Origin of the sequence: Cyclobacterium jeungdonense, assembly GCF_010994275.1 — a bacterium.
GTDB lineage: Bacteria > Bacteroidota > Bacteroidia > Cytophagales > Cyclobacteriaceae > Cyclobacterium > Cyclobacterium jeungdonense.
This window is the reverse complement of the sequence record NZ_WMCD01000013.1, coordinates 74,209-86,896: the sequence shown is the minus strand read 5'-3', so window position 1 is coordinate 86,896 and position 12,688 is coordinate 74,209. Positions and strand designations below refer to the sequence as shown.

Below are 12,688 nucleotides of genomic sequence, written 5' to 3'. Positions count from 1 at the left end.
ATAATTAATAACACAAAATTCCAAACAAAGCAGCGGGGGTAGTAGCGGAGGGATGTTCCAGGATGAATTTTAGTGAATTGGTTTTTAGAGGCTGATCCAGTTTCAGGGTAAAGCTGGACTGATAATTTTCCTGAACCTCGGTCAGAAGTTTTCCATTTCCATCAAAAATGGAAAATTTCCTAACACAAAAGGGGATTACGGATTCGGGATGTCCCATCAGAGTAGATTCCAGAGCATGGTCGTAATCGGTATCAAAAAATAGTTTTATTTCATTGATTAACTGAATCTTATCCCATTTTAACTCAATAGTAGGTTCATCATCATTTTGATCCGCGGTCCAGGCGTTGCTTTGGTAAGTAGGCCGGAAAATTCCATTTACCAGATAGGTATCCTTAAAAATTGAAAGAGGCCTATCCAGCTCAAATCCCAGGTTATGCCCTGCCGGCCTTCTTTCTGGCAGCCAAAAGTCAAACGCCTCCATCCCAATAGATGGAGGAGGTTCTTGCCTGCTACTGGTCGCAACGGACTTATTAAACTTTTGAAAGACCGTTAAAACCCCGGTCAGACGTGTTTCAGAGGCTTTTACCTGTACTTTTTCATTGGCAGAAAAGGCCACAAAATAATATTCTGAAATTTCTATATTATATTGAAAATCAACACTTATATATTGTTCACCTAAAGTTAAATTAAACTCCGTTTCAGCTAAAATTAGCTCAGGAGTAAAGTTTCCCTTTCGTTTGCTTCTCATCAAAGTCACCTGCAATCGGGTGGCTTCCGAGGCCAATATCTTAAAACGTATGCGAGGCACCTCCCCTTCTTGCAAGGGAAGCAATTGAGCCATGGAAAACTCCAGGGATTTCCATGGACCATCCATGGGAAGGCCTATAAGTGAATAGGTGGAAGAAGTTGTAATCGTTGCCTTTTGAGTCAGATCTGTCTCATCGGCTAATGCCAAACCCGGGATGTACTGCCCCCAACGGATCAGACGATTTTGGAGCTGCTTCATGTATCGGCTTTCCAATAAGTCCGCTGGAAGCAGCCCGTTTTCCCTACAAAGGTATGCTGCCATTGCCACAGCCTGCGCATTGTGCCCGCAGGTTGCCATTACCCGCGTGGATCCAAAAGCCACGTGACTGCTACTCACTATCCTTCCCGCCAAAAACAGGTTTTTAATATTTTTGCTGTACATGATCCGATAGGGAATCTGATACACTCCCTTTGTATGCCATTGGGTACAGCCGGGTTGATCTCCGTATACCCCATCAGCCGGATGAAGGTCCAGCGCCCAACCCCCAAATGATACTGCATCATCAAATTCTTTTTGATGGACCAGGTCTTTTTGGGACAACATAAAATCTCCTTCGAAGCGCCTGCTTTCCCTTTTGCCCGGAATGGTTCCAACCCATTCCAGGGTATGCGTTGCCGTTTCCGGAAACTTGCCAGAGTTTTTGAGATAATCCCATATTCCATAAATCACTCGCCAGAGTTCCCATTTAATGGACTCGGAATCATGAATGGTATCTTTCCTTCCTCCGTATTCTACCCACCATAGCCGGCAACCCTGTTCTCTCAGGTTAAAGGATTTGAACCGAGGCAAACGGCTAAGGTCCCGATTGGCATAGGCCGGAGGAACAAATCGCACGGGCTTTCCGGTATCCTTGCTGTAAAAATACAGGCTATGACCCAGCAGTTCCCCATAGTTGTGATCCGGGGCAAAGGCTTCGTCAAATTCTTCGGCAGCTTCTGCACCCATCCGAAAAGCGGCCCCTGCTAAAAAGGCAAGTGCACCATCTCCGGAGGCATCAACGAACAGCGGAGCCCTTAGTAGGTATTGGGTAGCATTCTGGCTGCAAAATGCTGTCACACGTTCGATTTTATCCGGAGCATTTTTCTCCATATCATGCATCACCGTGTTTAATAGCAACCGAATATTGGATTCCTTACTCACCATTTCCAGTAATATGGTATCCAGAATCAAGGGATTTCCCTCGGGATTCCGGTAGAGGTTTTCCAAGAGAATTTCATCCATCACCCCTCCTTCCCTGGACCAGCGGTTATTGTTTCCCATATGGGAGGTCGCCCCTAGGATCCAAAGCCTGATTTCCGAAGAACCATTTCCTCCTAAAACAGGCCTGTCCTGTACCAATACCACTTGTAGTCCTTGTCTTGCCGCTGTTATCGCGCAACAGGTGCCAGCTATTCCACCACCAATAATTACCAGATCGGCGTTCCATTCATCTGACTTAAAACTTCTTTTTGCGGTGCTAAAACCTTCTTTTTTCATTGGATTATAACGTATTTAATCGGGCCTTCCTTTTACCCGAAAGGCGAACTAAGGTTACTCCTAAAATTAGAATGAGAATTCCCATAAAAAACAAGTAAAACCGTGCGGTACTGGCAACTATACCTATCAGAACAAATAATATCCCCATGCTTAAAAAGGACCAGCCCAATACCGACAATCCATAGGCATTTTGCTTTTCGCCTGATCCGCTGGGAGAAATCGGATCATTTTCTGTATGGTGTGGGCTGGATATTGAACTTGGCCCAGATCCTATTTTCTTACCTGATCCTCGGGCGTATAACTCCACTATGCCTAACATGGCTAATGGAAGAAAAACCCCAACCAGCATTTCGCTACTCCGGTCCAAAGAAAAGGAAAATAGCCAGGGTGAAATAAATTTAAAGTAAACGTTGATCAGCAGGCTGAGACCGGTGATGAGCAAAATCCGGCTTCCATCAAGTACTTTGGAAAACAGTCCCCAAATGGCGGGAGCGTACAAGGCCCCACCTGTAATGGCACCAATACTCAACACCACCTCCACAATTCCTCCAGCCATGGGGACCATAAAGGCCACTCCTATGGTACCCAAACCAAAAAGCAGTGTAGCTCCACGAGCTACCTGCATCAATTGCCGGTTTCCCGCCTTGGGAAATAAGGGTCGGTACACATCGTTCGTCAGGACGGCAGCCGCCAGGTTCAGGGAGGTATTTACCGAACTGGCGGTGGCAAAGATCATTCCCCCCAACATCATCCCCAGCATACCAGCCGGCAACACGTTCATACACATCATCAAATAGGCTCCTTCCGTTTCCAATCCTGTCAAACCGGGGTCAATTACCCGGTAAATCATGGGCGGAAGCATCCAAATCACGGGGCTGATCAGGTACAATCCTCCGAAGAGAAAACCCACTTTTTTGGCAGAAAGGGTATCCTTTACAGAGGTATATCGTTGCACGTAAGCCCAATTTCCCCCGATAAAAATAGTATTGTATCCAATAAAGGCGAGTATAAACCAGGGGGTATAGGTGTCATTGAAAATATGAAAGAACGTTTCCGGAGCCTCTTGTATAAACCGGTTCCAACCTCCTACCTTCTCAAGGGAAAGGGGCAAAACAATCAGCACTGCCGCGGTAAGGATGACAAATTGAAGGACGTCGGTGACTACCACTGCCCATAGACCACCCACGGCAGTATATACCATGATTAATCCTCCCAGTAATAAAATGGAGTGGTAAATATTGACTTCGGTCACTACATTTAAAATTTTTGCCACCGGATAAAGAAAAGCTCCTGTATACCCCAGCGAAAGTGCCAGGAAAAGAAAGGTATAGTAGCGCTGGGTTCTTTTGCCAAACCGTTGGGTCAGGTATGCTGCGACCGTCAGGGCATTTGTCTTTTTCCACCGAGCGGCCAGAAAAGCACCGATCAGAAAGCCACTAATGCACATGGCCATTTGTATGGTGATAGCCACCCAACCCCATTCATAAGCGATGGATCCCCATACCACAAAGGTCCCTGCAGAGAAAAAACTCATAAAGAGGGATAATCCACTAATAGACCAAGGCACCGCCCCTCCTGCCGCAAAAAAGGATTTCATATCCCCTCCCTGTTTCCCGAACGACAGGCCGGCAATAAGTATGATTCCAGTAAATATACCAATTGTTAAAAAATCAAGTAGTTCCATGCAATCAATCCTGGGGCAAAGTGGGGAGGTTGTGAATGCTTAGAGGAGATTCAATAATGTCCATAAATTCATTGAGGTGCAGGGTATATACCTCTCTGGGGCTGGCGTTGTTCTTCCTGGCCACATAAGCAGCATAACCAACAGCTTCCCCCATCATCCCGCAGGTTCTCATAACACGGGTACTCCCAAAAGCCACGTGAGTAGTACTGATATCCCTTCCTGCCATGTACAGATTGTCTATATTTCTGGAATACAAACAACGGTAAGGGATGGTATACGGCTGTACTTTGATGTGTTTAGTACCTGCAAAGAACTCCTCTCCTTCAAAATACTTCGAATTCTCAGCATCTGGAAAATGCAAGTCAATGGTCCAGGTGGCGGTCACACTTCCATCGGGATACATGACCCCATCCTGAATATCCATTTGGGTTAATACGTGGTCACCCATCAACCGTCTGGACTCTCGCTTTCCTCCGATATAAGCTACCCATGCCAATTCGTGGTGGCTGTATTTTTCCGGCATCTCGTTTTTGAGGTAGGACCAGTTACCAAAAATGGCTCGCAGGTTATGGTCCCGGATTTCCTCTGCTTCATAGATGGTGTTAAAATTACCAAATCCGGTTTCCCATTGCCAATCGGCTTTGTGATCGTCGATATGATATTCTTCCGAAAACTGAATTGCCCAAGGCGTTTCTGGAAAATCAGAAGGCTCTTCCCGCTCCAGGGAGGCCCAAAGATTAGATGTTCCCAGGGTGAAATCATCCGGCTCTTCCGGGGCCAGGGATTCACCGGTCTCTGCCCTGCTTTCGCGGCCCATTCGGTATTCTGCTCCTGCCAGGTAACCTAGCGTACCATCTCCGGTGCAATCGGAAAAATAAACCCCTTCAAAACGGTATTCCTGATTGGTAGCGATGTCTCTGCCTATTACTGCTTTGATCGTATTGCCATCCATTTCCACCTCGTAAACGTGGGTATTCAGATGAAGAGATATATTGGGCTCTGCCCGAACAATCTGTAATTTTCGCTCGTCTCCGTAACGGTCCGCATCCGGATTTCCATTTCCGGGATCCCCATTGTCCAATTCTCGTACAATCCGGCCCAATTTAGCGTTATGGTTTTGATCCACCCGGCCCATTAGGTGCACTCGTATTTCGGAACTGTTATTACCTCCCAATACAGGCCTGTTTTGGATCAGTGCCACTTTTAGCCCCATACGCGCTCCGGAGATGGCAGCGCAGGTACCTGCCATACCGCCACCAACAACTACCAGATCAAATTGCCCCACATCTTTCGCATTTTCGGTCAGGTTCAACATTTCTTTTCGGAAAGCCAGTAGTGCTTCATTGTCGTTCGTAGGCACATCACCCTCCTCCGTAGAAAAATAAATGGCATCAAAACGGCCGTTGAAGCCGGTCAAATCCTCGGCTACCAGGGTGTTTTCGCCCTTTTTCATATCGACCTGTCCACCGTAGTACCAATCCCAGTCTGCAGAACCACTCACTCCAAAAGAGTCTTCTAGCGGCTTCTCATTTATGGAGAGTTGAAATTCCCCCGGCCCCGTAGGAAACGGTGCCCAATCTTTGGTTCTAACCCATACATGGTACTTTCCTCCCTCTGAAAAATCAACAGTGGTCCGGGCATCTTCTACGGGTTTGCCCATACCATGAGCCATGAGGTAAGAGGAATAGAGCACATCGAAGGACTGTTGGTCGATTACCCAGCCTCCAATGTCTTTAAATGATTCTGCTTCTACCAATACCCTTTTTTGGGCAAAGGATATCAAGGTTACTCCTAGCAACAGGCAACAGGTTATGATGATTCGTTTCATTTTTGGGTTCGTTTATATTAATTATCGATTATTTTTCAATGCTTTTTTTGCCTCCTTCTCAGGTTTGTTCTGGATCTCCAACACCGCGAGCAATTCCTGCTCCCACAAGCCTTTATTAAGATAGGTAACTATCATTTCTTGCTGTACTTTCCCCATATTAGGCTGATTAATCAATACCTCAAATAATTTTTTTCGTTGGGCAGGATTGCTTTTCTCTAATTGGGTTAATAATTGTATGTGAATCTTCGGGCCAAGTTCCAGCCGGATCATCTTTTCCAAAATACGCATTTGAAGGCGGTATGGAGCTTGTTCGAACGTTTCCCAGAGCCAGGCCTGCCGTTCCTGAGACTGAAACATCTCAGTCGGTAATTCTTCCAGTAGATGGGTAGCCAGGAAAATGTTTTTGCCCCTGATCATCTGCAGCAAGGGCACTGCAAAGCGGGGATCATTTTCGGCACCCTTTTCCTGAATTTTTTCCAGCGCCCAGTATTGGTAAGGGTGATGGCCGCTCTCTAAAAACCGGATTAAAGTCTCATCGGTATGCTGATCTGCCGTATGTGCTCTAGTCCTTTCTGAAAGGTTGCCATGGGCCAGGTGCCAAAGGGTGTAACAGGAATAAACAGCACCTGATATTACTTCATTCTGAATGGTTTTGGAGGTCGCACCCGTTACGGCGTCTACCCCATTCGATTCAGCCGTATTGGTGCTCACAACCAAATCCGTGATGGAATAATCACCCAGAATGGAATTTTCATTGCTGAGTATGGCTTCCAATTGGTCATAATCCTCCTCTTCAAAGGGAATATGATCCAGCTTGGTTAGTCGTTCTCCCTCCGGCATCTCAAAGCGATCAAAATTCCCCAGCAGGTCCCAAAAAAAATTGATATACACTGGATAACATTTATTTGTATGACAAACTGGCGTGAAGATTTCGGCCATGTATTCTCTGGCAACCCCTTCCGAATCTTCTACTACAAATAGCTCGTAGCGAACGGAATCGGTTTCTACCTGTTCAATCAGGCGACGGGTGTCTTTACCGGAATGATAAGGGCTACGCAGCACCGCTCCCAGGCAAATCAGCCAAAGAAAACCAAGGATCAATATATTTGAACTAAAGTCAATCATGTTTGTAGTTGTAGATTTCGTGCCATTTATTCATAGGTAAGCATGGCCGTAGCGGTACAATTCTTAGCGGATGCCAATCGAATCCACCTGGCTTCCAACTCGTCCGGAAAAGTCTCTAGATGGGTTTCACCAGGGGCTACAGTTACCTGTTTCCAATCCATCCAGGGGCCATGGCCTATGGGCTCAAATTGTATGGTGAAGATTACCTCCTCAGGAGAGTCGTGCTTGATTTCCAATTTTCGCTGATCATAAAAGGCAAACAAATAGGGATCGGATGGCACGCCTGCTTCCACTGCGGTACCGGCCCAGGGACCTCCCTTTCCTACCGGTTTGCCCAATTTCCACAGATCATCAATCACCCCGGCCCAAACTGCCAATTCCCCATTTTCAGAAAGAATGATATGCTCATTGGCATCAGCTGCCTCAGGGTCCACTCCTGTCATGAGCAACATACCCCTGTAGGAAGCGTAGTCATTGATGCGCAAATTATGGGAGGCTACGGGCCTGATCTTTGCAAATCCGTCGGCATTTTCTGCCGGTAATTCATAGAAAGTACCGTGACAATTGAATAAATCCCTTTCGGTGGCTACCTCTCTGGCAATGCGCAGCTTTCCTTTCAGCGATGGATCCGTAAAGGCTTCGTCTCCTTTGGGAAGCCTCCATCTCCTGCCCCGATCATCCTTTATCAGCACGGATGCTTCATCCACCTCAAATACGTTTTCAGGAATGGCAAACCCCTCGTTGATAAAAGCCTCGGTTTCAGGGTCGTCCACTTTGATCAATTGAAGCTTTTCGTCCATTTCATAATAACCGGTATTTTCAGTGCTTTCTCCCTGATAACGCCTGGCAGCAATGCCAAGTTTCCTTCGGTTATCCCCCAATCCATACAACAGTCCGCCAGTAAATTCATCTTCTTCAATGGAATGAATCCCTTGAAAAATATCCTCCTGATGGGCAGATCGGCTTTCCGGATTGGAAAAAGACAAATGTACGGTAGCCTGGGTAGCTGCATCGCTTTGGACCCGGACCCACTCTCCAGCGGTTTCCTGATTGAACGAAAGCCAGCTACTTTCAGCTACTCCCAGGGAAACTTGTTCCAGTTGTTCCCAATCCCCGTTACCCAATCTATCAATTTCAAGCTTGAAATTTACTGCCTTGTCTCCATGATTTTGCAGCCATACATTTTTTTCCTCCCAACCGGAAAACAGCATGGGCTCGGAGGGTTCATTGGCACTTACCTGCTCCTCGAGCCAGAGGGCACCGTTGGCTGTGGCCGGTCCCAATTTATCCGGCATATCCACATCGGTAAACCAGAGATTGGAATTGGATTGGCCCGGTCCTTCTATATTCCCTTTGGCGCTGCGTTTGTTGAGAAATTCCCGCTGTGCGGAATCATCGCATCCGAAAACCAATCCACCCCTCCAACGTGTAAAATCTCCAATGACCTTCAGGTAAGCAGAGCGGGGCCTGATACCCGCTGTTTGGCCCATTTGGAAGGTTTCGGGAAATTTCCAAAACATCCCGTGCATGGTCATGAGATAATCCGGCTCTTCCTCAGTACCCACATCCCGGATGCGCGGCCATTCGGTATTCCAGCCATGTGCCCCATCGTAACTGTGACTTGCCTTAGGAAGTCGAAAAAACTCCCAACCTTCACTGGCATCCCGCACACCCAGAATCACCGATTTGTGATCCCATCCAGTGGCCCAAATCGGGTCGGTATCGGGATTTGGGTTACCATAAATTCCCCCCGGACCTGTCACTTCCACAAATTGATTTCGTCTTACCAGGTGCCAATCGGCCCCATCCCACTCGTACAGGGCTCCTGCTTCTATAGAAAAATCCTTAAGGGCTTCCTGACCTGTTTCTCCGTTATTGGAATAAACCAGTACCCCTTGTCCGGAATACAGCCCTTTTCCATGGGCACCCAGCAGCAATTCAGCTTCCTGTGCCATTTCCCCTTCTTTGCGGGTTACATTCCCGTCTACGTGTAAGGTCTTGGTCTCCAGGCTATGCACATCCACTTCGTAAAAACCCTCCTCCATGGTTCCGTAATAGATCATATTGGCCGGGTCCGTCAGATGCCGGGCATTTCCGGTATGACGGCCCGGCATGGTCTCGTAAGAGATGGCTCGAACATTACCGGTTTTGTCAATGGCATAGGGGCCAATAAACAGTTGCTCGCTTTCCTTGTGTATCATCCGGTTGGCCGGGGTTCCTCCAATGCTTTCTTCCCGGGTGGTAAAACTCAGATCCGGATTGATCTCATAGAGTTTATCGGAGGAGCCAAAAGGAAAATGAGGACCGTAGGTTACCACCCAAAGCTTATCCGCCCAGGGTACTACCGCCCCGGTGCCACATTCACCTTCCTCATTGTAATAGGCCAGGTGGGGATAGATGCCGCTGATGGAACGGGGTAAGTCCGATTCCGACGTATCATCCGTCATTTTACATCCCGAGAAAAATAAGCTCATCAAAGCCATGAATACCATCCATTTTTTCATTATCATCTCTCTAGTAAGTAAATAAATCATTTCTTATTTAACTAATTATTTAATAATTTATGTGCTCGTATCTCTTGCTGGGCATATTGAATCACTGTCTTAAACTTGTCATTTTTCGCCAAATTATCTATTTCATCCGGATCTTTCTGCTGGTCATACAACTCAATGTGATTTATTGAATCCAGTAAACCATCGTTATAGGTTTCTATGTATCTATATCGTTTTGTGATGAACGTCAAATTGGGTTTTGCACCTCCGTAGGTACCCAATCCTTCGTATACAAATCCTTCACGCCAATCATGACGTTCTCCTCTAAAAAAGGGCACAAGGCTTCTACCATGAATGGACAGAGGAATGTCAATTCCAGCGAGCTCCAGAATAGTTGGAGCCATGTCAATATTAAGGACTAATTCCTGGTTAACACCTGGAGCCAGTTCTGGTCCTACCACAAAAAAAGGTACGCGGGTAGAAGGCCGGTAGGGTAAAACTTTACTCGTAAAACCATGTTCTCCCAGCATCCACCCATTATCACTCATAAAAAAAACATAGGTATTGTCTCGGAGGCCGAGCTTATCTATGGATTCAAAAAGTTCGGATAAAAAATGATCCATTTCCGTAATCACCGCATAGTAATCCCTGGTATGACTCTTAATTGAGTCCGCATTAGGATAACCATAACTACTTGCCTGGGTTAGATTTCTAACCCTTTGAAGGTATTCAGGCTTATCGACAAGATCATCCAGGCGACTATTAGCAAGGGGCATATTTTCCAGCCTGTATTGTGACTTGGTTTTTTCTTTGGCATCCCAAATCAAATTACCATTCATGTGAGGCAATTGGGTATTGTGAAAAAGAAAAAAGGGTTTACCGCTAGCTGCGGCATCTTTTAAAAAGTCAACCGAGCGGTTCGCACAGTACTCGTCACAGTGTATTTCAGGAGTAATGGCTTTTCCCTCATCATAAATCAGCCTGTTGTAGTAATCGCCATTGCCTGTAAAGAATACTGAAAAATCAAACCCTGTGTCCGAGGGCTTTTTGCCAATATGCCATTTGCCTGACATTCCAGTAAGATAGCCCGCCTCCTTCAGGTACTGTGCTACCGTCTTTTCTCCCTGATTTAAATCGCTACCCAACTCCAAAACTCCGTTGGCACTTCCGTACCTGCCTGTCAGAAAAGCAGCCCGGCTGGGGCTACATAAGGAAAATACCACATTGGCATTGGTAAATCGAATACCTTGGCTAGCCAACTGATTCAGCTCCGGGGTATAAATGATAGCGTTTCCATTAGCACCCAATGCATCATAACGCTGATCATCTGAATAAATAAATATAAAATTGGGCTTCTTTCCGCCAGCCCCGCGATGCTGGTAACCCAAAGCCAGGGAGACAAAACAAAGATATAATAATGGTAAGGAAAATACATTTTTCATAATCAATTGCAAGAACGGTTCACCATCCAGGAATGTAAAGAGAAAACACCACTTTTCTGGAAAGGATATAAATTCTCTCATCCGGACCAAAAAGCGGTCTGAATGAGAGAATTATTAATTGAAATGATCGAAAATTAATACCCCGGATTTTGATCCAGGTTGGCATTGATTAATATTTCCTTAGAAGGTATGGGCCAAAGGTATTGCTTAGGTGCTTCAAATCTTCGGATAGCCAGCCTTTTTACCAATCCAGCTTCAAACATGGGAGAAAGGTCCGCTACACCATCTTCATCAATTTCGGGGGTCATTGGAAAAAACCAAAGACCCTGGTCCACGACCTTTTCCTTCAGTTCTGCCACGTCCAGCATCCCATAGATATCCCTGTTCAATACTTTTTCGGCAATCTTCCATCGGATAATATCGCTGTAACGAATGCCCTCGAAGCCAAATTCCATCCTTCTTTCTGTTCGCAAGACAGTCCTCAGGGAAGCTTGATCCGTTTGGGTAATAGCCGGATAGGCATCGGTTTGCTCGGGAGCTACCCCGTAAGCTCTTGCCCGGACGGCATTCATGGCTTCATGAACGGTAGGATCGATTCCTCCCAACTCAATCTTGGCCTCGGCGTACATTAGTAGCACGTCAGCAAAGCGCATCAAAATCTGATCGTTTTCCGCTTGAAAATTTGGGAGCCATTCTTCATCCACCCCTTTATTATATAGCAGCCCATTAAAAGAAGCAAATTGCGCCACCGAACGGGTGTCGTTATTGGTCTGCATGTTTCCCGTGTTGAAGTTCATAACTTCGGTAGAATCAGGATGGGGCTGGTAAATAAAGTTCAGGTGACGGGATTGAAACGGAACGATGGTTGCTGCGCATCTGGGATCCCGGTTGTCGAAAGGGTTCTGGGGATCGTAAAGCGGAGACTCATCAATAGGTAAACCATCCGTACAAAGGAAAGCATGAAATAAGTCCCAGGACGGAGCAACCGCACCACCCCATCCGCCTGCATTTCTGGGCAGGTAATTTCTGACTCCCCAGGTGACGTTCAAGGCACGAGATCGGGGCATGGCAAAAATAACTTCTTGCGGATTCCGGGTACTGGTCAGAAACAACTCCGAATAATTCGGATATAGTTCGTATATACCCAAATCCATACAGGCTTTAGCTGCATCTCTTGCTACTGCAAAATCACCCATCTGCAAGGCAAACCGAGCTTTAAATGCATAGGCAGCCCCCTTGGTAGCCAATTTATTTTCCGAAGAACCATAGGATTCAGGGAGCAGGTTTGCTGCCCTATCAAAATCCTCATAAATGGCTTCCTTTACTGTATTTTTATCCGTTCTTTCCATGGAAAAGGCCTCTTCCAAATCGAGAATGGTAGTCGAATAGACCACATCTCCGTACAAAAATACCAGGTCTGCGTATTTAGCTGCCCGCACAAAATGGGCATTTCCGGTAAACGTATTGATTGTTTGTTCAGGAACGGTATTCTGAATCTTTTCCATGTTTAGCAACAAGGTATTGGATCGTGCAATCACTTTATACGTATTGCTCCAGATCGAATTTACGGTGCCCCACTCTCCATTGATGGTGGCATTAGTGACAGGAGTAAGGGCTTCCCTGTTGGTGAAATCATCTGTCCAGGAATCGGAATACCCAGGCCAGAAAACCTCTCTGAAAAGGTCATTTACAGACATTTCTACCTCGGTTTCATTGGAATACCAGGCTTCACTAGATCCTTCTGATAGCGGGTTTAAGTCCAGCTCGGCACAGGAAATCATCCCTGCTACCATTCCCGCAAGTATTATCGCATTTGTTTTCATGGTAAAGTTG

The 12,688-nt window shown here is 46.3% G+C and carries 7 protein-coding genes; all 7 read right to left on the bottom strand.

What is annotated here, in order from left to right; translation table 11 throughout:
- Positions 1-4 precede the first annotated feature (4 nt).
- Positions 5-2,284 (bottom strand): FAD-dependent oxidoreductase, encoded by a 2,280-nt coding sequence (locus GKS34_RS20845; protein WP_163386924.1) that lies wholly within the window; start codon positions 2,282-2,284, stop codon positions 5-7.
- A 4-nt stretch (positions 2,285-2,288) separates the two neighbouring features.
- Entirely contained in the window at positions 2,289-3,881 is a 1,593-nt protein-coding gene (locus GKS34_RS20840; protein WP_240459399.1) for a sodium:solute symporter family transporter, read from the bottom strand.
- 91 nt (positions 3,882-3,972) lie between these two features.
- Complete coding sequence (locus tag GKS34_RS20835) at positions 3,973-5,796, bottom strand: FAD-dependent oxidoreductase (protein WP_163386922.1); 1,824 nt, start codon at positions 5,794-5,796, stop codon at positions 3,973-3,975.
- Positions 5,797-5,817: 21 nt separating this feature from the next.
- Entirely contained in the window at positions 5,818-6,921 is a 1,104-nt protein-coding gene (locus GKS34_RS20830) for a hypothetical protein (protein ID WP_240459398.1), read from the bottom strand.
- Positions 6,922-6,947: 26 nt separating this feature from the next.
- Complete coding sequence (locus GKS34_RS20825; protein ID WP_205602121.1) at positions 6,948-9,425, bottom strand: hypothetical protein; 2,478 nt, start codon at positions 9,423-9,425, stop codon at positions 6,948-6,950.
- Between the two features lie 41 nt (positions 9,426-9,466).
- Positions 9,467-10,936, bottom strand: a complete 1,470-nt coding sequence (locus GKS34_RS20820) for a sulfatase-like hydrolase/transferase (protein ID WP_163386920.1) — start codon at positions 10,934-10,936, stop codon at positions 9,467-9,469.
- Between the two features lie 53 nt (positions 10,937-10,989).
- On the bottom strand, positions 10,990-12,678 hold the full coding sequence (locus GKS34_RS20815) for a RagB/SusD family nutrient uptake outer membrane protein (protein ID WP_163386919.1): 1,689 nt from the start codon (positions 12,676-12,678) through the stop codon (positions 10,990-10,992).
- Between the last annotated feature and the right edge of the window lie 10 nt (positions 12,679-12,688).

Coding starts and splice junctions, on each gene's coding strand:
- GKS34_RS20820 (WP_163386920.1), bottom strand. CDS start 10,936: ATGAGAGAATTTATATCCTTTCCAGAAAAGTGGTGTTTTCTCTTTACA.
- GKS34_RS20835 (WP_163386922.1), bottom strand. CDS start 5,796: ATGAAACGAATCATCATAACCTGTTGCCTGTTGCTAGGAGTAACCTTG.
- GKS34_RS20825 (WP_205602121.1), bottom strand. CDS start 9,425: ATGAAAAAATGGATGGTATTCATGGCTTTGATGAGCTTATTTTTCTCG.
- GKS34_RS20845 (WP_163386924.1), bottom strand. CDS start 2,284: ATGAAAAAAGAAGGTTTTAGCACCGCAAAAAGAAGTTTTAAGTCAGAT.
- GKS34_RS20815 (WP_163386919.1), bottom strand. CDS start 12,678: ATGAAAACAAATGCGATAATACTTGCGGGAATGGTAGCAGGGATGATT.
- GKS34_RS20840 (WP_240459399.1), bottom strand. CDS start 3,881: ATGAAATCCTTTTTTGCGGCAGGAGGGGCGGTGCCTTGGTCTATTAGT.
- GKS34_RS20830 (WP_240459398.1), bottom strand. CDS start 6,921: ATGATTGACTTTAGTTCAAATATATTGATCCTTGGTTTTCTTTGGCTG.